This is a genomic window from Psychrobacter sp. PAMC 21119 (genome assembly GCF_000247495.1).
Classification (GTDB): domain Bacteria; phylum Pseudomonadota; class Gammaproteobacteria; order Pseudomonadales; family Moraxellaceae; genus Psychrobacter; species Psychrobacter glaciei.
Map to the genome: position 1 here is coordinate 1 of NZ_AHVZ01000006.1, position 26633 is coordinate 26633.

Consider the following 26633-nt stretch of genomic DNA (forward strand, 5'->3'; position numbering starts at 1 on the left):
ATCTTGCCAAACATCGTCAAATAGCTGGTTAATATCCCGATATTATCTGCGCTATTTTTCTTGTTTGACAGCAATTTATCTCATTTTTATCACCATTTTTGAAATGAAGACACGCCCTAGTTGATCTTTCATCAATGCTCAATCAGCCGTGCTTATAGCCATGCATGCCTTTGTATTTGTAACTATCAAAGCATCTCATTTTATATTCGTGCTTGATCAGCATTATTCATGCGAATTTTTATATTAATTATTGCCAAATTGTTAATACTTCGTTATCATGCCTCACTAATTAAATGCTAATCATTATCATTAACATTAATAGTGTTATTCGCACGGTGAGCTCAAGTGTTTTTAAGGCATTAAATCTTCTGGTAGCACTATTTCAAAGGTTGTCTGACGACCGCTTTTAAAAATAATTCTAAATTCTAATTTCTTATAGTCAATAAAGTGAGTGTGTTATGCGCGAAGTAAAGTTATCTAGTCAATTGACGGTATTGTCTATGGGTGTGGCAGCAGTGTTGTGGACGCAAGCTGCCAGTGCCGCAACGGCAGCAGATATGCCAAATACGACGTTACAGACTATCACCGTAACAGCGAATAGCTCAGTACGTAACGCTGTACAAGAAGACTCTGTCTATATAGATGACTATACCCCAGCGGCACAAGCGAGCCATTTGAGCGATTTTTTAGATGTTGTACCAGGGGTAAGCGTAGGTGGTACGTCATCGGTCAACCAACGCATCCGTGTGCGCGGACTTGATGATACCAATCTAAAAGTAACGATTGATGGCGCCCGCCAAGAAGGCGCGCTGTTCTACCATATGGGTGATGTCACCATCGATCCAGATCTGTTAAAAAAAGCAGAGGTATCGGTTGGTAATAACTCAGTGACGCTAGGCAATGATGCTATCGGCGGTGCGGTTGCTTTTGAGACAGTCGACGCGGCAGATTTACTCAAGCCGGGTCAAAAAGTAGGTGCCAAAATACATGCAGGCTACGGCAGCAATAATGATGAGCTGTTAACCTCAGCCACTGTTTATGGTACGCCAACAGAGAATATTGATTTACTGGCTTATTATGGCAAGCGTGATGCCAATGCTGGCGAAGACGGCAAGGGCCGTGACATTCAAACAAAAGATAGTAAAGGCGAAAACATTCTATTGAAAGCAGGTGCTTATATTGCTGATGACCATAATGTGGGAGCAAGCTTTAGCCGTACCGAAAACAAAGGGTTATTTCCGTTACGTCCAGACTTTCCAGCAAGCCCAGGTGCTGACAGCTGGAACCCAATCATTCCGCAGGAAGTCAAGCGCGATACCTATGCGCTCGATTATACATACAATCCAGTCAATCGCTTGATTGATGTCGATACCAACGTCTATCAGACCAGCACGCAGATTCTGCGTAACTCTGATGGCGAGCCTGGATTTGAGTTTGATGCAGAAGTAAAAACCACAGGCGGCAAAGTACAAAACACCAGCATCATTGATAGTAGTATTATTAATGGTGTGTCAGGGGTACATAAGTTAATCGCTGGTGTCGAGCACTACAAAAAAGAGTCTGAGATGACGCGCGACTTTGGTAACACCAGTACCGATGAAGCGACCAATACTTCAGTCTATCTAGAAGACCAATGGCAGATGGGTAAGCTTAGCTTAACGCCAGGCGTGCGTTATGACCGTTACGAGTCTCCTGAGTATGTATCCGCTGGTAAGACTTATGACAATGTCGTTGGCGCACTGGCTGCCAGCTATGAGATTACACCACGCACCCAAGTATTTGCGAGCTATACACAGTTATTTAACGGCCCAGATCTCAGCCAAACGATCTTCAATACCAATGGCGCTGATACCTATGTCAATGATGACCTAAAAGCAGAAGAAGGCGGCAATGCAGAAGTCGGTATTGCCACAACTTTGCGCGGGCTGACCATGGCTGACGACTCTCTTAAATTAAGTGCCAAATACTTTGAAACCAATATCGAAAATCATATTGAGTTTGTACGTGCAGGCGGCCGCAGAACTGGTATGAATTGCACAACCGGGCAACTAGGTACAAGCGCTGCCCCTGAAGCCTGCCAAGGCGTCATTAATAATGACGAAGATTTCAAAATCAAAGGGGTAGAGCTATCAGCAGACTATCGAGCAGATGACTTCAATATGGGTCTAAGCTACGCTCGTGCACGCAGCAAAGGCGAAGATACTGGCTATAATATCTCGTCAGTGAGCGGTAGTAGCTCTGAGTCTGGTGACAAATACATGGTCAATCTTGGTTATGCACCAACCAATACCACCGAGCTTGGCTGGCGCAGTACATATGTTGCTTCAGTCATGCCTAACACTGGTGGCGATGATGTTAAAAAACCAAACTACGACGTTCATGATATTTTTATGAGCTATACACCTACTCAGGTTGAAGGCTTAAAAGCCACGCTTGGGGTATATAACCTATTTGATGAGACTTATGCGAGCCATGCCTCACGTAACAACGCTTTAGATGACAATTACACAGATTTTAAAATGGGACGTAATATCAAAACGTCTTTAACGTATCAGTTCTAATCTAGGGCGTGTCATCAATTAGCACATTGATACATTTAGTGCTCTTAAAATGGTTAGATTTAGCCAAACATTGTCAGAAATCTTGTCAATAGGTTCATATTTACGGCAATTTCTTCCTTGTTTGGCTGCAATTTTCCTCATTTTAAGCCTCACAATCTAAATGAGGACACGCCCTAGCTTATCTAATTTAAATTGAGTCCAATCGTATTTATCAAGTCAGCTGTCTTTACATGGGAGCTGGCTTTTTATTGTAGATAAAGGTTTAAAAGTAGTATAGAGCACCATTCAACTTCATAAATCATTTAGACAAGACAAGACAAGACAAGACAAGACAAGACAAGACAAGACAAGAATGGGATTAGAGCCCAACTGTATAGTTCTAGCTATTGGCTGCTCGATAGCAGCAAAGGTGAATATAAAGTGATTGAACGTCAAGATGCAGAATCTGACTCGTAGCGTTTATGACTGGGCAAGCTGTCACTGAGGGTTTGTATGTACTGAGAAAGTTTGTGGATACTGAGCTTATACAGATGGCAGTGTGAGGTATCTCTATTGGCACGTTGAGCACTGGTTTTGCATTTAGTATAGGCTGTTAGATGATATGTACAAAAGATAATGAGAATAATTATCATTAATATTTGCATTATTATTTCTATTGCATTAAAGTGTGTTCCGTTCATTACAGAATAGTTAAAGGTTCTTTGCTCTATCTATTTTAGAGAACTTCTTGTGATCCATATTTTAAACAGTTGGCCTATGCCAGTTGTAGCGTCATCAAACTTTTAACCCTGCTCAGTACCTACTTTTACGAATTTGCCTTATACCGATATTTGAGCCCTTTGACCATGCTGTAGTCACTCTTTTACGATACACGCACATGACATGTTTGTACCACTTTACAGTCATGTGTCTATTTATATGTGCTTATGTATATGTGCTTAGTTATGTATGTCGACGATGTGGATGCATTATAAGTACTGCATGCAAAGTGGCTAAAAATGTTCGCTGTCAGTGCAGTTGCAAGGTACTAATGAGCCTAAGTGCTTCAAGGAACGTTATTTATGTTAAACCAATCAGGCCGCTCTGATCATTCATACCTCACTTCTCCAAAGAACTCTCAACGCTTAGTGACGGGAAAAGTCCTGCTCAGTATCGCTGTGGCCTCTATTCTTAGCAGTACGGCTGTTGCTGCTGAGGGCGATAAGATGGTGACGCAAGCAGCAGCGACTGACCAAGAAGCAGTGCCTACGGCTACACTAGACACGATTGTGGTGCGAGCGGCTAGAGAGGAATTAGAACAAGCGGCAGGGTTGTCTATCATTAGTGAAGAGGCCATCGAAAAAGCATCGCTTTCTAATGACATCTCAGAGATTGTACGTAAAATGCCGGGTGTGAACCTTTCGGGTTCATCGACTTCAGGCCAACGTGGTAATCAGCGTCAAATTGACTTACGTGGCATGGGTCCGAACAACACGCTTATCTTAATCGACGGTCGTCCTGTCACTTCTCGTAATTCCTCACGCCCCAGTCGTGGTAGTGAGCAAGACACGCGTGGTGACTCGCAGTGGGTACCACCAAGCGCTATCGAGAGCATCGAAGTATTGCGTGGCCCAGCCGCCGCTCGTTATGGCTCTGGTAGTATGGGCGGCGTGGTAAACATCATTACCAAGCGTCCGACTGACACAGAGTTTTCTGTTACTGGACATTATGAGGCACCAGAAAGCGATCTAGAAGGCAGTAGCTGGCGTACCAACGTCAATATGTCTGGTCCGTTGACTGATAAGCTGTCCTCACGTACTACCCTTGGTTACCACGATAGTGAAGGGGACGATCCTTATATCAATGCTGAAGACGCACAGATTGTTGATGGGCGCAGTGGTCCGGCTGCCTCGGTCGCGGCAGGTACTGAAGGTGTCGAAAATATTGATGTGCGTCAGCTGTTTGAATACGCGATGGATGCGATGAATACGGTCGGTGTTGAGGTCAATTATAGCCGTCAAGAGAATCGCTGGGCAGGCGATTCATTGTTCCAAACCGTGAACGAAAATTTGTTAGATGAATTAGAAGATGAAACAACGAGCAAAATGCAGCGTTATGGTGCGGCCATCACGCATCGGGGTGAGTATGATGACGCTAGGAGTAACAGCTTTGTAGAGTACACTCGGACAGTTAATGAGCGTTTGGGTGAAGGCAGTGCTGGACGTGGTGAAGGTCAAATTCAGATACCTGATGACGGAGAGGAGTTTGAGTGGACAGAAGCCACTTACGATACGTTGAATGCTAAATCAGAGTGGGATATCTATTTTGACCGTCATACCTTGACTGCTGGTGCTGAGTTCCGCGGTGAAAAGCTGGACAACCCTGTGGTATCTGATTTGGCATTTGCAGATGGTTTTGATTTTGGTGATGTAGAGACCGACCCTGAAAAGCGCGACCCGACATCAGATGCCTACCTCATAGGTGCTTATTTAGAAGACAACTACGAGATTACGCCCGATTGGTATATCACACCGGGCTTGCGTTTTGACTACCATAGCGAGGCGGGCAGTAACTGGTCGCCTAGTATCAACAGCACTTGGCACTTTAGTCCTGATTGGTCAGTGAAGGGCGGTGTCAGTCGCGCATTTAAAGCGCCTTCGCTGTATCAGCTTGATCCAAATTATATTTACTATACTGGTGGTAATGGCTGCCCGTCTTGGGTACCTACTGACGAAAGAGGTTGTCATGTGCTGGGTAATCCTGACCTAGAAAATGAGACCTCGTGGAACAAAGAGATAACCTTTACTTATGATGATGGCACTGGGCTAAATGCTGGCTTGACTTACTACCATAACGCCTATGACAACCGTATCGGTGCTGGAGTTGACCGTGTGGCGGTAGATACGGCGACAGATCGCTCTATATTTTTATGGGAGAACCAAGGCGAAGCGATTATCGAAGGTCTAGAAGGGTTTGTCAAAGTCCCTGTTACCGATACAGTTTCATGGTCTTCTAACATAACAGGCATTCTCCGCTCAGAGCGCAAAGACAATGGTGAGCCATTATCATTGATTCCTAAATTTACTCTCAATACTGGTGTCGATTGGGACATTACGCCTCGCTGGAATGCTGACTTTGATGTGAGCTACTATGGCACGATTGAAGCGCCTGATATTTCGGTGACAACAGGGGATGAGCTTGATACGTTGTCGCTCGACCGTGATCCGTATGCCATTGCCAATATCGGTACTCGCTATGATCTGACAGACGGTATTACCGTTGGTGCTGGTGTCAAAAACTTATTTGATACGGGTGTTTATCGTGAAGGTACTAGTACCAATGCTGGTGCACGTACATTCAATGAGCCGGGTCGTACTTATGTGTTTGATGTTAGCGTTGACTTTTAATAGGTAGATACTGGGTTTGTTCGATTAAAAAAGGTCTGAGCTATTGGTTCAGACCTTTTGTGCTGTCAGTAACTTTTTTTAAGTGAGCCTCTTTAAGTAATGCTCTTTAAGTGAGTCTTTTTAAACAAACTTCTTTTAATAACCATCACAATATAACAGCAGATTTATTTATGTCATTCAATCCTCGCCAAGCTTGCTTATGGATTCACCGTTATACGGGGCTTGCCATGGCAGCTTTTTTAATTATCGCCAGTATCACTGGTGCACTATTGGCATTTCATGACGAGCTCGATGATGTGTTCAATCATAAACTGGCGCAGGTTGATGCCCAAAATATACCACAACTGCCTATCGCTACACTTCATGATAGGGTTGTGAGTGCTTATCCGCAGCATACTTTTTCTAGTATGCCAACGTCGGTAGCAACAGACAGGGCGGCAGTATTTTCGGTAGATAGAGTTCAAGGTTCGGCTGCCAATAATCAGCCCAAAGCGCTGTTTCAAGAAGTTTATGTGAACCCCTATGACGGTAATATTATTGGAACCCGTGATAAAGACCAATGGGCATTGCACAATACCATGTGGAAAGTTTTTTGGTTGCACCGCGATTTATTGCTTGGCGATATCGGCAAATGGGTCTTGGGCATTGTCTCACTGGTCTGGACTATCAATTGCTTTATTGGTTTTTATTTAACCTTTCCGCGAGCGGTCAGGTCGAATAAAACAAAGCAAGCTTCTAACAAAAAGCGCGCCTCGCTTTTTAAACGTTGGTTACCGGCTTGGAAAATTCGCCGCAAAACCAATCTCTTTAAGCTCAACTATGATTTGCACCATGCTTTTGGTTTATGGCTTTGGATCATGTTGTTTGTCATTGCTTGGTCAAGTGTCGGCTTTAATCTAAAATCCGTCTATCAGCCAGTGATGCAAGCTGTTGTCGGACTGACCCCAAGAGAAGGGCGACCAACTGCCAAACTTGAGCCGAATAAAACAGCAGCACAAAATAGTCGTGCAGATGGGAGTGCAAATCCAAATGTGCCTGCCAATCATCGCTCAAATGATGTGGATGTAATCACTTATGTGGTTAGTAAGACCAATAGCATTGCCTATTTAGGCGCACAAGCCGATAGTGCAGCGCAACAGAACGGTGTGTCTGTGCAGCAGCTGCTAGGTATTCGCTGGGTCGAAGAAGACAAGCAGTGGCAGATGCGCTTTCAAACAGATAAAGATATCGGTACACACGGTGGCGCGTCATCTATTACTGTTGATGCGGCAACAGGTAACGTCGAGCGCGTCAATTTTGGTTATCAAAATACCTTTGGCAATAAAGCAGACCAATGGTTGTCAACCTTACATATGGGGCAGATCGGTCAAGGGTGGAGTCATCGATTGTATCAAGTATTTTTGGCGATGCTTGGACTGGCTGTAGCAGTATTATCGGGGACTGGTGTTTATCTATGGTGGAAAGGTCGACAGCAACGGCTTAAAGCGTTACAAAAAGGCGTGCCCTAGTTATCATTTTAATTGCAAAAATATGCTGTATGCTATCGAGACAGTAAAAATACAGAAAGAAAACGTCTCACCTAGCATGACCCATTTATGCCAACTATTATTTTCATCATAGTTCTTTGTGTAATCTACTGAAGAGATGTTTTGAGTAAAATCCATAGGAATAACCACCAATCTTAGAGCATATAAAGTTATTCCTAGCAAAAAAAAAGTATTTGCTATCTCTTTATTTAAAGCATTAAAAATGAATAAGCAAAAGCTAATTACTAAAATTAATATAGATAGATTTTTATAGTTTATCCATCGATTATTCAATAGAGCTTTATGCATCGACAATTCCTTTTTTCGTTTGCAAAGTGCTGTACTTAAACCGCATCAACAATCACTGGACGACCTTGATGGTTTAGCACAGTCACATCGACGTTGTATAACTGTTTCATCGTTTCTTGTGTGATCACATCGACTGGCTGACCAACAGCCATCACTTGTCCTTCTTTCATCGTGACCACCATATCAGCGAATTGTGCGGCTTGATTGATATCATGTAAGACGATGACGACGGTCTTCTGCTGACTGTGGCTCAGCTCTCGTAGTTCACGCATCAGGCGGCCAGCGTGATACATGTCCAAATTATTCAGCGGCTCATCAAGCAATAGATAGGGCGTATCTTGGCAAACAATCATGGCAATCAATACGCGCTGGCGTTGACCACCGGACAATGTCGATAAGAAGCGGTCGGCCAATAGCTCCAGCTCAAATCGCTCGATAATTTCTAGCACCTTCTGCTGATCGTCAGCCGTCGGCTGCCCTTGATGATAAGGGTAGCGCCCAAACATCAGCAGCTCATGCACACGCAGTCGCCCTTGCACTTGATTGTCTTGGCCAAGCATGGCCACTGTCTTGGACAACGTCCGAGCATGACAACTGACAATATCATGCTCACCAAAACATACTTGCCCTGACTGAAGCGGTTGCAGGCGTGACATAACTGAAAACAAGGTGGATTTACCCGCCCCATTGGGGCCAATCAGGGCAATAATCTGTGCGCTTGGCAAGGACAGCGTAATGTCATGCAAGATTTTTTGCTTGCCAATGTGGTATGAGATATTATTTAGTTTAATCATAGTGCTTCTTGTCTTTATCTACGTTGTGTCGTAAAGATTAATAATAAGAATACCAAGCCGCCTGCCAGTTCAATCACGACTGATAACACACCTGCCATATCTAGCACTTGCTCAAAGATAGTCTGACCCAGTACCAAGCAAATCATGGCGACTAGACTGACCAATATCAGCCGCTCACTATGGTACATATGACGGGCGATACGATTCGTCAAGGCGCAAACCAGCAGTCCAAAAAAGGTCACTGGACCGACCAACGCAGTAGCGGTGGCGACTAGCACGGCAATGATGGTCAACAGGCCAAATGCGAGACGTTGATAATGAATACCAAGGTTAATAGCTTGGGACTTACCGAGCATCAACACATCACACTGATAACGCCAGCGCCACACAAATATCGCAGTGATAGCACAGATTAACAAACTGATACCCAGCAGCTGCGGGTTGACCGTATTAAACTGTGCATAGCTGGCAGACTGTACGACGACGAAATCATCAGGATTGATCAATCTGGCAATGAGTGCCGATAAGCTACGAAATAACACACCAAAGATAACGCCCACCAATATCAAGCGTGTCAAATCCTGACTGCTTTTTGAGAATAGCAACTTGAATAGTAATAACGACGCGCCAAACATCAAGACAATTTCGAGCGTGAATTTGGCAAGAGGATCGAGACTGGTAAAGCTAATCGCGCCTAAAAAGAAGACCAATAAGCTTTGTAATAATATATAGAGTGAATCAAAGCCTAACAAGGAAGGAGTGAGAATAGGGTTGTGCGTTAAGGTTTGAAACAGTAGTGTCGACACCCCGATAGCATAGCCGACCACCATCAGTGCCAGCAGTTTTTTGCCACGTAATGGCAGGGCAAAGTCCCAATAGCCATTGACATTGAGTGTCAAAAATAAAGCCATCGAGATAAGTAGAATAATGGCTGCGATGGATTTTGGATGCTCAGCTATGAATGCCCAAAATTTTGCCAACTGACTCTGAATAGCAGAGGTGGAATATGGGCTGTCTGTTGGATATGAGCTATCTATCGCTGTGCTGGTTTTGGTAGCACCAGTCTTTGTTGAGGTAAGCTTAGTTGATGAGAACATACAAAAATCCTATGGTGCCAAGCTTATCTAGTAAAGCAGAAAATGAACGACGGTCAATAAGTGCCGAAAGTTAATAGAGATCTTGCTACTGCTCAGCTGGGGCGCGCAATAACAGCCATAAAAATAGCACCGTACCAACCACACCAAACACAGTAGCGACAGGCACTTCAAATGGATAACGAATAGAGCGACCGATAATATCGCAGAGTAGGACGGCTGAGGCACCAAGTAACGCGACTGCTGGCAAGCTACGGCGTAACTTATCACCCATCAATCGGCTGACAATATTGGGCACGACCAAACCAATAAAAGGAATCATACCTACAGTCACGACGACGACAGCGCTCATCATGGCCACCATACCCACACCAAGCCAAGTGACCTGCCGTTTACTAATACCCAAGTTCAGTGCGATATTATCGCCCAATCCTACGATGGTCAGCTTGTCAGCAATGATATAGGCGAGCACGCACAATCCACCCGTCAGCCATAGCAGCTCATATCGACCTGCTAGAACACCAGAAAAATCACCAAACTGCCAAACGCTGAGCATCTGCAATGATTCAGTCTGATAAGCGATAAAGGTTGTCACTGCTTCGAGAATGCCACCAAAGACAATGCCGATTAGTGGAATCATCAAAAAATCAGTCGGTGGAATTCGATGAATAAGCAGCATAAACAGCATCATGCCAAATACTGCTGCGACGGTCGCCACACCCATTTTGATAATGAGTGCGCTGGCTGGAAATAGTAGGCTGACTACCAATAATCCAAGCGCTGCACTCTGAGTGGCACCAACCATTGAAGGTTCAACAAAGCGGTTTTTTAGCACCACTTGGATAATCATCCCTGCAACTGCCATCGAGATACCGGTCAAGATAATCGCAATAGTGCGGGGGAGTCGGCTAACCAAAAAAAGCGAGCTATCAGAGTTGGCGCTATGATTGATAAGGCTGTGTAAAAAACCGGACCATGAAAAGTCAGCGACACCAATCGATAAGCTCAATAACACCAAAAGCCCCATAATAATGAGGCTTGCTGTATTAATTAACCACGGTGGTATGACGGCACGTCGATGTTTAGAATTGAGACTGTTGCCAGTGCTTCTTTTCCAACTTGATGTTGCCGCTGGCAAAGAAGTATTAGCTTTAACGCTGGCATGAGCGCGAGAGGAAAATAACGACATAACGTCTACTGGCTTATTAGTATTTGATTAAAAATATGGCTTGTATGGTCATCTCTTTTATTTCGCGTTAGCGAAGGCTGTCTTAATCGTCGTTAGATCCTGCATCCACTGATAATAACCGCCAAAGGCTAGGTAAGAATCTGGGCTAAGATAAACCACTTGCTGCTTGCTCCATGCATTGGTTTGCGCGACCAACGGATTGTCTAATACGGCTTTGGCACCCGCACCATCTTCCCCAATGGCGGCACTGCGATCGATGACGAATAGCCAATCTGGATTGGTTTTTTGTATATATTCAAATGAAATTGGCTGACCGTGGCGCGCGTCAGCAATTTGGTCATCTGCCATTGGAATATCAAGCACAGTATGGATAAAGCCATAGCGAGATTTGTCGCCGTAGGTAGACAGCTTATTGCCATTGACCATGACCACTAAGCCCTTGCCTTTATCTTTGGTTAGTGTTTTGGTTTCATCAATGAGCCCATCAATATTACCTTGCAGTTTGGCTGCTTGAGCGCTTTTACCGAACAATGCACCTAGATCATGCAAACGCTGCTTACTCGACTCATAGATATTTGCGGTATCAATCGTCATATCAAGCGTTGGCGCAATACTAGATAACGCATCATATTTTTCTGCCATGCGTGAACCGACCAAAATAGCTTGCGGCTGCATCGCGTTCAACGCTTCAAGATCTGGCTCAAATACGGTGCCGACTGTTTTTGGCTCAGCTTGTGTTTTAGACTGTAAATTGTCCAATTTTAGACCACTTGGCATGCCATCGACTGCCACATCAAGCGCGGCCAAATCCTGCATCAACGTCATATCATAGACCACTAACGGCGATGGATTCATTGCCAAATCGACAGTGCCTTTTACCGTGTCGACCGTTATTTTCTCAACAGAGACAGCATCATTATTGGCAACATTTAATGACTCATCAGCAGTTTCATTTTCAGTTTTAGCATCTGCAGGCTCAGAGTTGTTAGACTCAGGTGAGCTACAGCCTGCCACACTGACAGTCGCTACGAATGCGGTCATCATAGCAGTCAGTAAAGGACGTTTAAAAAAAGGGGCCGGAGAACGGTTAGAAAGTAAAGCAATAGACATAAATAACTCGGTATATCAGCTGGTTGGACAACGTGTAAATAAAATGATTGGCCATATGAAAATAAAGAGAGCTTGTCTAGCGTGATGCTTCACGCCATACAATGCTCGACGGTATTGCTTTAAAGGTCATGTTTTTTATTGATCGTTTTTTACGCTTAAATATAGAGACGCTTATATTATTAAGATATGCCCTAATATCTTGAAAATTTTTATATTATAAGATGGGCAATCAATCAGTGGCTATGATAAATTAATTGAGACTCATTATCAATACAAATGATAATGAGTTTTATTAACGTTTCTATGTTTATTGATTTTGACTGCCATAACACAATAAGTTTCGATAGCGATATTCGAGATAGGATAGCCGGATGACTAAGCAGATTTTTCTTTTCAAATAATGCAAATTATTGGCTCAGCATTTGCCTGATAAGCAAATCATTATAAATTTATTATTGATAATAGTTATCGTTTGCATTATTATCTACGCCATTCTACCTCGGTTAATTAATATTAGGGTGTTATGAGTTCAACGGATTTAGACGCGCCACCACTCAAATTGATACTCGCGGCTATTATTATAGTGGTGGGCTTGCACGTGCTGACAGCAGTCGCATTAGTGGCGATCAAGACCCCTGAGATAAAAGTTGAACCAGAAAAAGACACGCCACCTATCGAGATCGAGATGGTGACGTTACCGGCTGAAACGAAAGAGCCAGAGGTTGCGATAGATACTGCTGAGCCTGTAAAACCTATACAGCCACAGCCACAGCCACAGCCTAAGTCTGTCGCTACCACTAAACCTAAAATAGTGAAAGAATCTCAGCCGCTAGCGAAGACTAAGCCAGCTGTCAAACCAGTGGTAACATCAGAAAAGCCTAATTTGAAGCCTAAAACGAAGGCGCAACCTGATACAACCAAGGCTGTGGAAAACGAACCTTTTAAACATGAAGTAAAACGGCAAGAGTCGATATCAAAAGCTCAAGCAGATGCTTTAGCTGCTGATAACAACCGTAAGATATTGGCAGCACAAGCTGAAAAAGCCGCGCAAGAAGCTCAACAATTAGCCGATGCCAAAGCTGCCCGAGAGGCTCAAGCCGAAGCGGATGCCAAAAAAGCAGCAGAAGCAAAAACGGCTAAAGCGGCCGCAGAAGCCGCTGCTCGTGCAAAAGCACAGGCCGCAGCTGCCGCCGCAAGTAATACTCCTGTGAACTTCACAGCGACTAATGCCAATTGGGCGTCACGACCGAATTTTAGTTTTCCGACTAGTGCTGCACGCAGAGCTAGGTCAGGTGATAAATTGACTGTCGTTTTAGTGTTGCGAGTAAATAAGCAGGGCGGGATTGATAATGTACGCGTTGCTCAATCTTCTGGTAATAGATTATTAGACCAAGCTGCACAAAAACAAGCTGACTCTGGCAAGTTTAAGCCCTTTACCGAAGCTGGTGTGCCAGTAGTAGGCAACGTGACCTTGCCGATTGAATATGTCGTTCCTTGACCATAAGAATTTTGACTCATTATTTATATATGGCACTAATGTCGTCGCTGTCATCTGCATAGATTTATTAGCTGCAGTGAGACTAGATAATAAAACAATACTCTAAGGAGTCTAATATGGACTTTATGCAATACTGGCAAATCAGCGACATGGTGACAAAAACTTTGTTCTTTTTGTTGCTGGCTTTATCTATCCTCTCTTGGGTGACTGGCATTATTCGTGTGCTACAAAGCCGCAAGTTGGCGGCGACGGTTGCAGATGATTTGAGTCAACAGATTCAGATAAAACAGGGCGAGATGATAGCCGCAGATACCTCTACTCGCCGTGTGGTTACTGAGCAGACCTTACTCAAGCATATTGGTCGTTATCGCTTTGCCAGCGAGCGTGGATTGCCTATCCTTGGGACGACGGCAGCGATTGCGCCGTTTATTGGCTTGTTTGGGACAGTATGGGGTATTTTCCATGCACTGCATAATATTGGTATGAGTGGGCAAGCGGGCTTGGGACAAGTGGCTGGACCGGTTGGTGAGGCGCTTATTATGACAGGTTTGGGGATTGCCGTGGCGATTCCAGCGGTGGTGTTTTATAACCTTGCAGTGCGTATCAACCGCCGTGTGATGTATCACGCCAACGATAGAGCGCATGACTTATTGGCACATTCTGCCGAGATGGTAGTCACACAGCAACCTTCAATAGACAGCAAGTCTACCGTTGCCCAAGATCCATTGGCAAAAAGTATGCACTCAAACGCAGCAGATGCTCAGCAAGTGACGCATTATCAGAGTTCAGCCGCGTCGCAGCCTTAACAATTATCCATTGATGAAACAGTCCGTTAGGCGAGAGCCAAGCGAGCTGTATTGCGAATAACCAAATGTATTGAGAGTGATTATGGCATTTCAATTGGGCGATGATGATAGTCAAAGTATGAATGAGATGAACCTCATTCCGCTTATCGACATCATGCTGGTATTGATGATTATATTTCTATTGACGGCGACCGTACTAAATCCGACGGTGCCATTAGAGTTGCCGAAGACCAGTGCCGAGGTCAATGAAACACCGCCAGAGGCTATTCAAATTAGCATCGATAAAGACGCAGGGATATTTTGGGACAGCGATGCGATTAGCATGGAAGAGCTAGAGGCACGGTTACAACAGCAAGGTGCTGCGGGTAAAGACCCTTCTGTACAATTGCGTGCTGACAAAGACAGTAAGTACGACACTGTCGCTCAAGTACTCGCCGCTGCCAGTCAGGCTGGTCTTAGTAAAATAGCTTTTGTTAACGAATAAAGTAATTTGCCGTGCCTAATACCGTGCTTATATTAAGAAGCTTATCAGTAAAATTAGCAGGCTGAGCGATATAAAAATAACTAGGGTCTGTTGAACATTCAAATGTGGTACTGGCAGTGGCTATTTTTTAGACAATGCGCAGTGAAATTTTTGATGCCTAGTCATTCTAGGTTAGACAATTTCGCCATGTATTGGCAAAAAATAGCCTTGCCCTGAAAGGCTGATGCTAAAATCACCTCAAACGTTGTTATAAACCTAGCTAAGGTCTCGACATTATCGTCGGTTTACGCCTGATTTGATAAAACGTTTGATGCGATTTTAGCGATCAGCAGTCCTAATATTTGAATGTTCAACAGACCCCAAGATAATAATAAGAATAATTAAAATAATAAACTTTTTTCAACCTCGCTAGGGTAACCTTGCGAGGTTTCCTTTAATGCAAGATTTGTTTACTACACTGTCCCGTTTGCCATAATATCTCATTCAATTATCGTTATCTTGATTTCGATATGGTTTTTGAAGGGATAAGAAGCTTCATATGGTTAGCAAGGATGAAGATGTTTAGCAAAATTTAGCCATTTTAAGACCACTAAATATATAAATGTGCTAATTGATGACACGCCCTATATTACCAACCATAGACAAACGGACTATAACCATAACGACCAGCAGGTCCGTAGGCAAATGGATAGGGTGTGCGTAGGTAATCAAGATCACGCTGGCGAATATAATAGTAGCGTCCTTGAGAATAAGCTTCTTCCAACTTCTCGATGCCCTCAAGGGGACAGACAGGCTGCCAGTCATAGCCTTCGCGACCAATTTTATAAGCATTAAGCTCAGTACAGTAGGTCTTCAGACCTTGTTGACGACCTTGTTCCCATTGAATGCGGTTGGGGCTAGCACCGCCGACGCTGGCGCATTGATTGGTATATTGACCAAAGTATGCGCCCGAGCGTCCACGGATGCCATCTGCATAGCCGACTTCTTGCCAATTGCTGCTTTGGCACTGCTGCGGTGTGAGACTTTGGGTCGTGGCACAGCCTGACAGGGTGAATAATGCGGCGCTCATCAGCGAGAAAACGATACTGGTTTTACTCATGAATTTATTCGTCAGTTTGCTGGCTAAAAGAGCGGTTGATGAGTTTGACTCAATAAGATAATTCATAATAAACCTGCGCGCGTCTAAAATTATGGTTTATCATAGCACTTTTTGCTGCGTACAACTTTTTGTATCTTGTTATTAAAATTATTTTTTTGCGTACTAACTGATTGATATGCCAGTATAAATAGTAGGATTGCTAGGTGAAATGCATTTGCCAATCAAGTGCCAATCAAATGGCAATCACCTGATTATCGACTAATCCCTTTATGAGTCCTGCTTGATTTTTTATGGTTCGTGCTTATTATAAGGACGGGTATGGCAAATCACTGGTCAGTCCGTTACTCGTTAATAGGTTTTATGACAGATCAGGTCAAATGTATCGCCTCAGCAGTATTTTAATTCAGCTAAAGGTCAGGTTGTTATGGGAATATGGATTGTCATCGCCATTGTACTATTTGTACTAGGGAGTATGATGGCGCTCAAACCGAGCGGTATCGATCAGCGCTTGGATCATTTACGCATGACCGCCCGTCGCTTACAGTTGAACCCAAAACTGATCGCTTGTCCGGATTGGATCAGGGGCAAAGACAATGAATATGGTCGCGGGATGCTTGGTCAGTATGGCTTGGTGCTAGATAACGTCAAACTGCCGCTAACCCGTTATCAGGTCATCGATGGGTGCTGGCGACCAGATAGCAATGCAAACAGCAACGCAAATCCTGCAGACAAAAATGCGAGTGGCAGTAGTAATGGCAATACGCCACCTCAAACCAATTTTAGCTTGGATAAAGTGCCGCTAGCATTGCCATCCAGTATTGAGCCGTTTGTAAAAGCCTTATTAATCAAGTCCAATAGCATTGTTATTTACTGGGAAGATATCGCCTATGTGCGCCCAGTGACAAATCCTAATTATCAGCAAAAAATGATTGAGGCAGACTTACTAGTACTGAAAGCACAGCTTGAAGCGTGGGCGTTACAGATGCAAAAAAATCGCAAGAACTAGTAAATCGTTTTTTAGTCTCCATTAATGAGCAATAGGCAAGCAGTTTTGCGATGCCCCAATTATTTACAGTTGACAGCTCAGCGCCTAGCAGTGTAACGTCTTTGTATCTTTATTGCTGTTTTATGACTCGTATCGGCGTCGTTGCTTGCTTTATACCTTTTTATATCGGCAGCTATTATTACAATAAATCGTTGATCTATGATGATCAGCTTCCATAAATTGCCATGCTGCTGAATTTAACCTTACTTTTAAACTACTTATATTATGGTGTCGTCAAATATGGCAAAAACCACAACTAAAAAAAGTCCAGCTCCTGTCTCTGACAGCTCCAAAGGTAAGTCTTTGGTGATTGTCGAGTCACCAGCCAAGGCAAAAACGATCAATAAATACCTCGGCAATGACTTCGTTGTTCGCTCGAGTATCGGACACGTACGCGATTTACCCGTCGGTGCGAGTAAAAGCGCGAAGAAGCCAGCGACTAGCAAAAAAGATGACAGTCTGAGCAAAGAAGAAAAAGCGCAGCAAGCATTGGTACGTCGCATGGGTATCGACCCTGAACATGACTGGGCAGCAGTGTACGAAGTACTGCCAAACAAAACTAAAGTCATCAAAGAGCTCAAAGCCTTAGCCAAAGACGCTGACAAAATCTATCTGGCAACGGATATGGATAGAGAAGGGGAAGCCATCGCTTGGCATCTCAAAGAAGTCATCGGTGGCGCTGATAGCAAGTATGAGCGCGTGGTCTTTAACGAGATTACCAAAACCGCCATTCAAAATGCCTTTAAACAACCCTCAAAACTCGATATCGATCGCGTCAATGCCCAGCAAGCACGCCGCTTTTTGGATCGCGTCGTTGGTTTTATGATATCGCCATTATTGTGGCAAAAGGTTGCACGCGGTCTGTCAGCAGGGCGTGTACAGTCGGTCGCCATGCGTTTGGTGGTCGAGCGTGAGCATGAAATTCGCGCCTTTATCCCAGAAGAGTACTGGCAGATTCATGCTGATACTCATGTCGCCAGCAGTAAAAAAGACGCTGAACAAATTGCCATTCGTCTAGAGGCAACCAAGCAAGGTGGCAAAACGCTAAAGCTCGTCAATAAAGAGCAGACGGATAAAGTCTTAGAAGTGCTTAACGCCAACGACTTTATCGTCAAAGAGCGTGAAGAAAAGCCAACACAATCACGTCCGAGTGCGCCATTTATTACCTCGACATTGCAACAAGCAGCCAGTACGCGATTGGGATTTTCGGTTAAGAAAACCATGATTTTGGCACAGCGTTTATACGAAGCCGGTCATATTACCTATATGCGTACCGACTCGACCTTTTTATCTGGCGATGCACTTGCCGCTGTCCGTGGCTATATCGAAGACAGCTATGGCGCGAAGTATGTACCAGAAAAGCCTAACTTCTATGGTAATAAGCAAGGCGCACAAGAGGCGCATGAGGCGATTCGTCCGTCTAACGTCAATATGAAATCGACACAGCTGAAAGGCGTTGAACGTGATGCGATACGTCTGTATGAGCTGATTTGGCGTCAGTTTGTCGCCTGCCAAATGCTGCCAGCAAAGTATCTGTCAGTGAACTTGTTTGTTGGCGCTGATGATGTCGAGCTAAAAGCGCGTGGTCGTACGTTAGTATTTGATGGCTATACCAAAGTCATGCCGCCGGCGAAGACCGATGATACCTTGTTACCTGATGTCAAAAAAGGCGATAAGTTAACGCTAGACAAGCTTGATCCAAGCCAACACTTTACCAAGCCTGCACCGCGCTATACCGAGGCAAGCTTAGTCAAAGAGCTTGAGAAAAAAGGCATCGGTCGTCCATCGACTTATGCTTCTATTATCTCGACCATTCAAGATCGCGGTTATGTGAAGCTTGAAAACAAGCGTTTATTTGCCGAAAAAATGGGTGATATCGTCACTGACAGACTGACGGCAAGTTTTCCAGACTTGATGGATTATACCTTTACCGCCGCGCTTGAAGACAAGCTTGATCACGTGGCAGAAGGTGATACAGACTGGAAAGATGTCCTTGATAATTTTTACGGGGACTTTAAAACCACGCTTGATCGTGCTAAAGAAAAAGACGGCATGCGTCCAAATGATCCGACCGATGTACCAGACGTCCACTGCGATATTTGTGATCGTCCGATGCAGTTACGTACAGGTTCTACGGGTGTCTTCCTAGGCTGTACGGGTTATAACTTGCCGCCGAAAGAGCGCTGTAAAGGCACCAAGAACTTAATGCCAGTCGAAGCTTTTGCCAATCTCGATGATGCCGAAGGTGAAGAGGACGAAGCGGCCGAAGTCAAAGATTTGATGGAGAAAAAACGCTGTCCGAAATGTGGTACAGCGATGAATGGCTACATCGTCGATGGTGGTCTTAAGCTACACATCTGCGGTAATAACCCTGACTGCGACGGCTATATTTTAGAAGAAGGTAAGTTCGAAGTACCGGGTTCAGACGCACCTACCATCGATTGTAATAAATGTGATGGGCAGATGGAACTGAAGACGGGACGTTTCGGTCCTTACTTCGCTTGTCAGAAATGTGACAATACTCGTAAAGTGTTAAAAACAGGCGAAGCAGCACCACCGCGTATGGATCCTATTCACTTACCAGAGCTAAAATCGGTCAAGCATGAGGATTACTTCATTTTGCGTGAAGGCGCAGCTGGGATGTTCTTGGCAGCATCTAAGTTCCCGAAAGTAAGGGAGACACGTGCACCAAAGCTCGCTGAGCTAAGAGAAATCAAAGACAAAATGGAAGATAAGTTCCAATATCTCTTTGAAGGTCCAGACGAAGATCCTGAAGGCAATGCAACGATTCTACGTTGGTCACGTAAGAAAAAAGAGCAGTATATCGGCTCTGAGAAAAATGGTAAAGCCACTCGTTGGGGTGTGTACTGGCGCAAAGGTGAGTGGGTAGAAGAGTAATCCTTTTTTACCTTTAGGCTTTTTATCTCCATCTTGCCATCGTAATGTGTTAAGTCATAAAAAAACCTCTTAGATAATCTAAGAGGTTTTTTTATGCTGTCAATAAACTCTAAATGTTATTAGGGCGTGTCCTCATTTTAAAAATGGTGATAAAAATGAGATAAATTGCAGTCAAACAAGGAAAATAGCGCAGATAATATCGGGATATTAACCAGCTATTTAACGATGTTTGGCAAAATTTAGCCATTTTTAGCCCGTTTAGATATGATCAATTGAATTGAGGACACGCCCTAGTTCTTTTCGATGATACCACAAGCGATACGGTCGCCTGCATTACCTGCTGGCTGACTAGTATAGTCATCAGTACCACCATGAACGATAAAGGCTAGGCGATTAACGCTGTATTTACCCGCTTCCGTTGCCGCGATTTTTTTGTTCACATAATTAATAGTAGCGACACCATTTTCATTTGCCGTTAGGTTTGGCAAGTCACCCGCATGACCATTCATATCATCAGGATTAGAATGTGGCTTTTTGTCTGGATTAAAGTGACCACCTGCTGCTTTACCCATAACATCACAGCTACCAGTTTCATGAATATGTAGGGCAACAGTCTGACCCGGTGTCAGGTTCATTAGCTTACCGTAGACCTGTACACCACCATCGACTGGGCGTAAGAAAACTTGTCCAACTTCCGTTTTATTCGCGTCTGTTGTTGTAATCGCTGATTTCAACACAGGTTGATTCAGTGGATTGCCAGTCTTTAATTGACCTTCTGTACTTTGGCAACCAGTCATAGCTAGAGCAGAACCACATAATAGAGCGCTTGCAAGCATGGTCTTATTCATTATTTTCTCCAATTGTTTTAGTCATTATTTTTAGTCGTCATTAAATTTCGAATATCTATGGTTATTGTTCTATTAAAACTCACGTCAATATTCGTTAGAATCGGAGTTAGTATAGCCAAGCTGACCCTATAGTTATTCATCAAATGCGCAACAATCGGTTAATAAATGTAAATTTCCTGCTTAAAATATACGGTCGGAATTGGCAAAAGCGCACTATTTGAATGCATAAAAAACCATGATTACTAGGGCGTGTCCTCAATTCAACCGATCGCTATCTAAACGGCCTAACAATAGCTAAATTTTGCCAAATATTGTCAAAAATCTTGTTAATACGTTCATATTTATAGCAATATCTCCCTTCTTGGCCTGCAATTTATCTCATTTTATCCACCATGTTGAAAATGAGGACATTGCCTAGGGGATAACTAGAATAATTTTGATAAATTACAATAAATAAACAGAGTAATAGTGGCATTATGGTTGATACTGCCTTTTGTTGTTTACATTTGTTTGCTAAATAGCAAGGATGTTAAACGTTTGTTATTAACAGGTTAATGTTTATAGTTTTTTAATGCTATGAATCTCATTTCGGTAAAGCTTACATATTCCTGTTTTTAGGCATGCTCATAAATCATCAGAACTATGTTGGTTTTATTTGAGTACTATGAACCAAAGTATCTAAACCACCACTCTATGGAGTTATTTTCCAATAAGGATATGTTATGAAAACAATATCAAGAGCGACACCTTTACTCATTGCCTTGCTGTCGAGTAGTTTTGTCTCTATGGCCTATGCAGAAGTTAATACGCCACTTGAGGCATTTGAGCAACTAAGCCCCAGTGCATTAGAAAAGCTACGTAATGCCAATATCGATGTTAATCAATTATTGGCTAACGATGCTAATGATCTGATCGTCACATTTAATAAAGATCGTTACGCAGTAGATAACAGTCAAAACACGGGTAAAAATGTGGCGACAAGAAAATATAAACTGGTCAAGCAGCAAGTCTCATCGCAACTAAAAGATACGCAAATTTTGCGTGACTATTACGGTTCGCCAATGAGTTTTTATCGTGTGAATTCAAAAAAAGATTTGGTTAAATTATTGAATGATGCTGACGTGGAATCGATTCAGCCTAATATCAATGTAGAGCCAACGTTGCAACAAAGTCTACCTTTTATCAGACAACCGCAAACTGCGAATACTTATGTCCAAACTGGACAAGGTAGATATTTTTTTAAAGGTAAAGGTTCTGTGGTTGCCATATTAGATACTGGACTGGATGCTACCCGGTCGGCCTTTGGTAGCTGCAACATTGGTAGTGCCAGCTGTAGTGTCGTTGGTACTTATGAGTTTGCTCAAGAAGCAAATGGTCAAGGTGACGGTCAATTGGATGACGATCCTTCTAAACACGGTACTAATGTGAGTGGCATCGCTTTAGGCGTTGCACCAGAAGCCAAGCTGGTCTCTTTGGACGTGTTCAATTGGCAAGTAGACAATAGAGGACAGCGTCAACTGTTGGCACCTTCTTATGCTATTCAAGGGGCTTTGAACTGGATTTATAATAATCACATCACTAGAAATGGTAATGGATTAAATGTTGTCTCCTTAAATATGAGCCTAGGTGGCGGTGCTAATAAAACAGCAACGAATGACTTGGCTTTGCTAGGTGATCTGAAAAATATGGGTGTGGCCTCCGTTGTAGCAACGGGTAATGAGTATTATACAGACGCCATAGCGTGGCCTGCTTCGGAGATCAATGCTATCGCTGTAGGAGCAGTGCACGATACAACCAATCAAAGCGCCCGAGTATACTGTGGACGTGACTATAATAACCAAGATAAATTCAACTATGGTTATCGAGTAGATGATGTGACTTGTTTTTCTAACAGCTCTAACTTGTTAGATATTTTGGCACCAGGTTATGATATTACTGCTGCTGGTATTACTATGAGCGGCACTTCTCAAGCAACCCCGCACATGGCCGGTGCTTATGCAGTAATGCGCGCGCCAACAGTGATTGACAGGACTCAAGATAGCGTGGATGACACCACACGTCGCTTTAAACAAAATGGCGTAAGTGTTAGAGATTCACGTAATGGGATTGTACGACCACGCCTTGATCTGTATGCAACATTGATGAGTATTGCTCAAAGCTAAAGAGTCAATTAGTAAGAGTGTCGTCTCAGACTCCAATCAGAGTTTGAGACGATATTTGATAGATAACAACTAATGATGGTATCGGTTAAAGTAATGAGCTAACAATAATCACACTCTATTGAAAAGTTCTCTTGATTTAAGAAGAACGCCCAATAGCTTCATTCTTAATACCTTTTCTATATTTTATTAATTGGAAGTAAGCTGCTATGAAAAACATGACTCCTATCGCAATCGGAGTATTCTTACTACTCGTCGTAGGTTTTCTAATTTTCTATTTTAAGCCCGCCAATAGCCAAGATAGCGTGCTAACCACTAAGCAACAACATTCCTCAAATACTGTCAGTAATAGCAAATCAACGGATCCGCTCAAAGCAGATACCGCTGATAGCAATAGCACTAAAAATAATACGAGCATCGACAAGAGTAATGGAGATGCTTCAGAGCAACAGGAAAATATTGTAGATTTTAACAAAAAAGTTTATGGTTACGGTGCTGAGTCAACAGACAATACTCGCGCAAATAGAAAGTCAGAAAAAGCGAAGTCTACTGATAATTTATATAACCCTCAGAGTGACTTGAATATTAAGCCTATCGATCCAGCAAAAGATCCTGGAAATCAAGTGGCTTCTTTTGATGAACGGTAGATGCGACTCTTTTAATGACCTACTTATATTTTAAACGCTTGGTTTATGTAACGAATGGCTAAATTTTGCCAAACTGCGTCAAGTATAGTCAGTGAAAAGTAATATCGAACCATCACGCACTACTGATATCAATTTTTCTTGCTTGCTGTGCCTTTGCAGACAGAGGCTACAAAAAACTGATATCAGCAGTATCGTAGCGTTTTTGGAATATTTTGACTATAGCTGGTCTAGATCTCGATATTATCTGTGTATCTTCCTCGTTTTATGGCAAGTTGTCACCATGTTGACACTGATGATACGCCTTAGTAGCACTATAGCGTTTGACAGTATTCAAGATCAAAAAAGAGCCGCCCATCATTACGATGAGCGGCTCTTTAATTTGTAAGACTGGATTAGTAATTGATCAGATTAGCTATGCAGTGCTTTGCCTGAGGTTTTATCAACCGTCACTTTAGCAGGTTTAAGCGGCACTGGCATACTCACCAACGCAACTTTTAATATCTCATCAATTGTTGCGACTGGCTGAATAGTCAGGCCTTCTTTGACGTTATCAGGGATATCGGCCAAATCACGCTCATTGGTCGCTGGAATCAACACATGCTTGATACCACCGCGATGTGCCGCAAGTAGTTTCTCTTTGAGACCACCGATACGTAGGATTTTTCCTCGTAAAGTGATTTCACCTGTCATCGCAATATCTGGACGAATGGCGATACCTGTCAATGCAGATACGAGTGCTGTAGTTAATGCACCACCAGCTGATGGGCCATCTTTTGGCGTAGCGCCTTCAGGCATATGCACGTGGACATCCGTGGTTTTGAACGTCTCGTAATCAATCCCTAAGCTGTCACCGCGCGCACGAACCACACTCATCGCTGCACGAATCGACTCTTTCATGACATCGCCGAGTGACCCTGTAAAGCTAAGCTCGCCTTTACCTTTCATGGCGACTGCTTCGATAGTGAGTAATTCACCACCGACTTGTGTCCAAGCTAGACCAGTGATACGACCAATCTCAGGCTCTTCTTCAGCCAGACCATAGTCATATTGATGGACACCGAGATAGTCATCGATGTTTTTGTCATCGACCACGATTAGCTCACGTTCTGCTTTTTTCGGAGCACGCGCGCCATGGCTTTCAACCGAACCGCGAACAACTTTGCGGCAGATTTTATTCACTTCACGCTCAAGGTTACGGACACCAGCTTCACGCGTATAGCTACGAACGATACTGTGTAGCGCTGCTTCGACAATCTCAATCTCGCCTTCTTTGAGACCATTATTCTTAATCGCTTTTGGCACGAGGTACTTCTGTGCGATATTTACTTTTTCTTCTTCGGTATAACCCGGTAAGCGAATAACTTCCATCCGATCAAGAAGCGCTGCTGGAATATCCATGCTGTTAGCAGTACAGATAAACATCACTTGCGACAAGTCTAAGTCCATATCTAAATAATGGTCGTTGAACGTATCGTTCTGTGAGGGATCTAACACTTCAAGCAATGCTGATGCTGGATCACCGCGGAAGTCTTGCGCCATCTTATCGATTTCATCTAATAAGAATAGCGGGTTTTTGACTTCGACTTTGGCAAGTGATTGAACGATTTTACCCGGCATCGCACCGATATAGGTACGGCGATGACCACGAATCTCTGCTTCATCACGCACGCCGCCAAGTGCCATACGCACAAACTTACGACCAGTAGCACGCGCAATCGACTCACCTAGTGAGGTTTTACCGACACCTGGAGGACCGACGAGACATAAAATCGGGCCACGAAGCTTTTTCACACGTGATTGCACGGCGAGATATTCTAAGATGCGGTCTTTCACATCTTGTAATCCGTAATGATCTTCGTCTAATACCGTCTTAGCTTTGTCTAAATTGATCGAAACTTTGGTCGTCGCATTCCACGGCGTGTCCAAAATCCATTCAATATAGTTGCGTACGACTGACGATTCACTCGATGCAGGCGGCATCATCTTGAGCTTTTTAAACTCTTGCTCCGCTTTTTTGCGTACATCTTCTGGCAGGTCAGCATCTTCTAAGCGCTGCTCAAGCTCGGCGACATCGTCTTCACCATCGAACGCGCCGTCATTCATATCTGACAGCTCGTTTTTGATGGCTTTCATTTTTTCATTTAAGAAATATTCGCGCTGATTCTCTTCCATTTGCTGACGGACAGCTTCTTGGATATCTTGTTCGATATTTTGCTCAGCACTTTGTTTGACCAAGTATTCAGTCAATGTATTGATGTGCGTTTTGATATCGTCTTTTTCTAAGAACGACTGCTTGATATCAAGATCCATCGACACACGAGTTGAGATAAAATATACCAACTCAAGCAAATCATCGATACGCTTGGCCACGCGAGTCAGCTCACGGGCATTACGCAGACGCGCATCAGCATAGCTTTCAAATAGTGTGGTCAACGCTTGAATGGTGTTCTTTTGCTGACTCTCATCCATACTGACATCGAGGTCAGCACGTTCAAATTTCGCCATCAATAACGTGTCGTGATCTTCTATATTGTCAACGCGCGCACGATACTGACCTTCGATCAATACCTTGATGCAGTTTTCATCGCTGTCATGTGGCATGGTGCTGACGATGCGGCACACTGTACCGTATTGATATAAGTTGTCTTGATCAATGTCTTCGGTCAGCGAGTCTTTTTGCGCCACGACCAGTACTTTATTGCCATACTCAGCCTGTGCCAGCTCGACCGCTTTGACCGATGGTGCACGACCTACGAACAAGGCAATTTGCATATGTGGATAGACGACCACATCACGCAGTGCCAATAACGGTAAGTAGGTGTCGTCTTCAACGCTGTCTTTATCATTGTCGTCTTCACTAGTGTTGTCTTCACTATCGTCATCTTTGACAGTGGTTTCAGTATTGTCAGAGGCTGTCTCTAACTCGCTTTCTGACGCATGACTAGACAAAGTGTCTGGCTGGTTATCATCAGCAACAGTAGATGAAACGTCGACATCTATGTCGATATTGTCTTGGGCTATTTTATGTTCACTCATATATTTTTCCTCGTTCACCAGACTTGTAAAGTCAAGTTCGTGGTTCATGTTTAGATAAATGGTGCTCACAGATAAAATTGCAAGGCTTGTACTCAAACTCACCTGCTTAACTGTGCAAAATATTTATATCTGGCTGAATACAGA

At 43.6% G+C, this 26633-nt stretch carries 17 protein-coding genes; 10 read left to right on the top strand and 7 right to left on the bottom strand.

What is annotated here, in order from left to right; genetic code table 11:
• Nucleotides 1-458 precede the first annotated feature (458 nt).
• The 3 genes from RH96_RS01135 to RH96_RS01145 all read left to right on the top strand — a co-directional run bounded on the left by RH96_RS01135 (nt 459) and on the right by RH96_RS01145 (nt 7455).
• Nucleotides 459-2561: a TonB-dependent receptor domain-containing protein gene (locus RH96_RS01135; protein ID WP_010196259.1), complete on the top strand. Its 2103-nt coding sequence runs from the start codon at nt 459-461 to the stop codon at nt 2559-2561.
• A 1061-nt stretch (nt 2562-3622) separates the two neighbouring features.
• A complete protein-coding gene (locus tag RH96_RS01140) occupies nt 3623-5947 on the top strand; it encodes a FepA family TonB-dependent siderophore receptor (protein ID WP_010196260.1) in 2325 nt (774 codons plus the stop codon).
• Nucleotides 5948-6117: 170 nt separating this feature from the next.
• Nucleotides 6118-7455, top strand: coding sequence for a PepSY-associated TM helix domain-containing protein (locus RH96_RS01145; protein WP_010196263.1), 1338 nt, complete (start codon nt 6118-6120; stop codon nt 7453-7455).
• Nucleotides 7456-7817: 362 nt separating this feature from the next.
• On the opposite strand, the gene RH96_RS01155 is transcribed toward RH96_RS01145, so the two are convergent.
• From RH96_RS01155 to RH96_RS01170, 4 genes are all read right to left on the bottom strand, one after another.
• Nucleotides 7818-8576: an ATP-binding cassette domain-containing protein gene (locus RH96_RS01155; protein ID WP_010196265.1), complete on the bottom strand. Its 759-nt coding sequence runs from the start codon at nt 8574-8576 to the stop codon at nt 7818-7820.
• 14 nt (nt 8577-8590) lie between these two features.
• Entirely contained in the window at nt 8591-9673 is a 1083-nt protein-coding gene (locus tag RH96_RS01160; RefSeq protein WP_010196266.1) for an iron chelate uptake ABC transporter family permease subunit, read from the bottom strand.
• 85 nt (nt 9674-9758) lie between these two features.
• Nucleotides 9759-10859, bottom strand: coding sequence for an ABC transporter permease (locus tag RH96_RS01165; protein WP_081501560.1), 1101 nt, complete (start codon nt 10857-10859; stop codon nt 9759-9761).
• Between the two features lie 57 nt (nt 10860-10916).
• Entirely contained in the window at nt 10917-11969 is a 1053-nt protein-coding gene (locus tag RH96_RS01170) for a siderophore ABC transporter substrate-binding protein (RefSeq protein ID WP_010196268.1), read from the bottom strand.
• A gap of 523 nt (nt 11970-12492) precedes the next feature.
• On the opposite strand from RH96_RS01170, the gene RH96_RS01175 reads away from it, so the two are divergent.
• The 3 genes from RH96_RS01175 to RH96_RS01185 all read left to right on the top strand — a co-directional run bounded on the left by RH96_RS01175 (nt 12493) and on the right by RH96_RS01185 (nt 14757).
• Nucleotides 12493-13467 carry an energy transducer TonB gene (locus tag RH96_RS01175; RefSeq protein ID WP_010196270.1) on the top strand — a complete coding sequence of 325 codons (975 nt, stop codon included), beginning with the start codon at nt 12493-12495 and terminating at the stop codon, nt 13465-13467.
• A gap of 116 nt (nt 13468-13583) precedes the next feature.
• Nucleotides 13584-14273, top strand: coding sequence for a MotA/TolQ/ExbB proton channel family protein (locus RH96_RS01180; RefSeq protein WP_010196271.1), 690 nt, complete (start codon nt 13584-13586; stop codon nt 14271-14273).
• A gap of 82 nt (nt 14274-14355) precedes the next feature.
• Nucleotides 14356-14757 carry an ExbD/TolR family protein gene (locus RH96_RS01185; protein ID WP_010196272.1) on the top strand — a complete coding sequence of 134 codons (402 nt, stop codon included), beginning with the start codon at nt 14356-14358 and terminating at the stop codon, nt 14755-14757.
• A gap of 628 nt (nt 14758-15385) precedes the next feature.
• Here RH96_RS01185 and RH96_RS01190 read toward each other — a convergent pair.
• Nucleotides 15386-15856, bottom strand: coding sequence for a DUF2799 domain-containing protein (locus tag RH96_RS01190; protein ID WP_081501561.1), 471 nt, complete (start codon nt 15854-15856; stop codon nt 15386-15388).
• A 424-nt stretch (nt 15857-16280) separates the two neighbouring features.
• On the opposite strand from RH96_RS01190, the gene RH96_RS01195 reads away from it, so the two are divergent.
• On the top strand, nt 16281-16862 hold the full coding sequence (locus tag RH96_RS01195) for a hypothetical protein (RefSeq protein WP_010196277.1): 582 nt from the start codon (nt 16281-16283) through the stop codon (nt 16860-16862).
• 279 nt (nt 16863-17141) lie between these two features.
• Nucleotides 17142-19799 (top strand): type I DNA topoisomerase, encoded by a 2658-nt coding sequence (topA, locus tag RH96_RS01200; protein WP_010196278.1) that lies wholly within the window; start codon nt 17142-17144, stop codon nt 19797-19799.
• Between the two features lie 290 nt (nt 19800-20089).
• Here topA and RH96_RS01205 read toward each other — a convergent pair whose 3' ends face one another.
• Nucleotides 20090-20647, bottom strand: coding sequence for a superoxide dismutase family protein (locus RH96_RS01205; protein ID WP_010196279.1), 558 nt, complete (start codon nt 20645-20647; stop codon nt 20090-20092).
• A gap of 722 nt (nt 20648-21369) precedes the next feature.
• Here RH96_RS01205 and RH96_RS01210 point away from each other — a divergent pair.
• Together RH96_RS01210 and RH96_RS01215 are read left to right on the top strand one after the other, a co-directional pair.
• Complete coding sequence (locus tag RH96_RS01210; RefSeq protein WP_010196280.1) at nt 21370-22809, top strand: S8 family serine peptidase; 1440 nt, start codon at nt 21370-21372, stop codon at nt 22807-22809.
• A 206-nt stretch (nt 22810-23015) separates the two neighbouring features.
• Nucleotides 23016-23453 (top strand): hypothetical protein, encoded by a 438-nt coding sequence (locus RH96_RS01215; RefSeq protein ID WP_010196282.1) that lies wholly within the window; start codon nt 23016-23018, stop codon nt 23451-23453.
• Nucleotides 23454-23861: 408 nt separating this feature from the next.
• On the opposite strand, the gene lon is transcribed toward RH96_RS01215, so the two are convergent.
• A complete protein-coding gene (lon, locus tag RH96_RS01220) occupies nt 23862-26489 on the bottom strand; it encodes an endopeptidase La (RefSeq protein WP_010196285.1) in 2628 nt (875 codons plus the stop codon).
• Nucleotides 26490-26633: the final 144 nt, after the last annotated feature.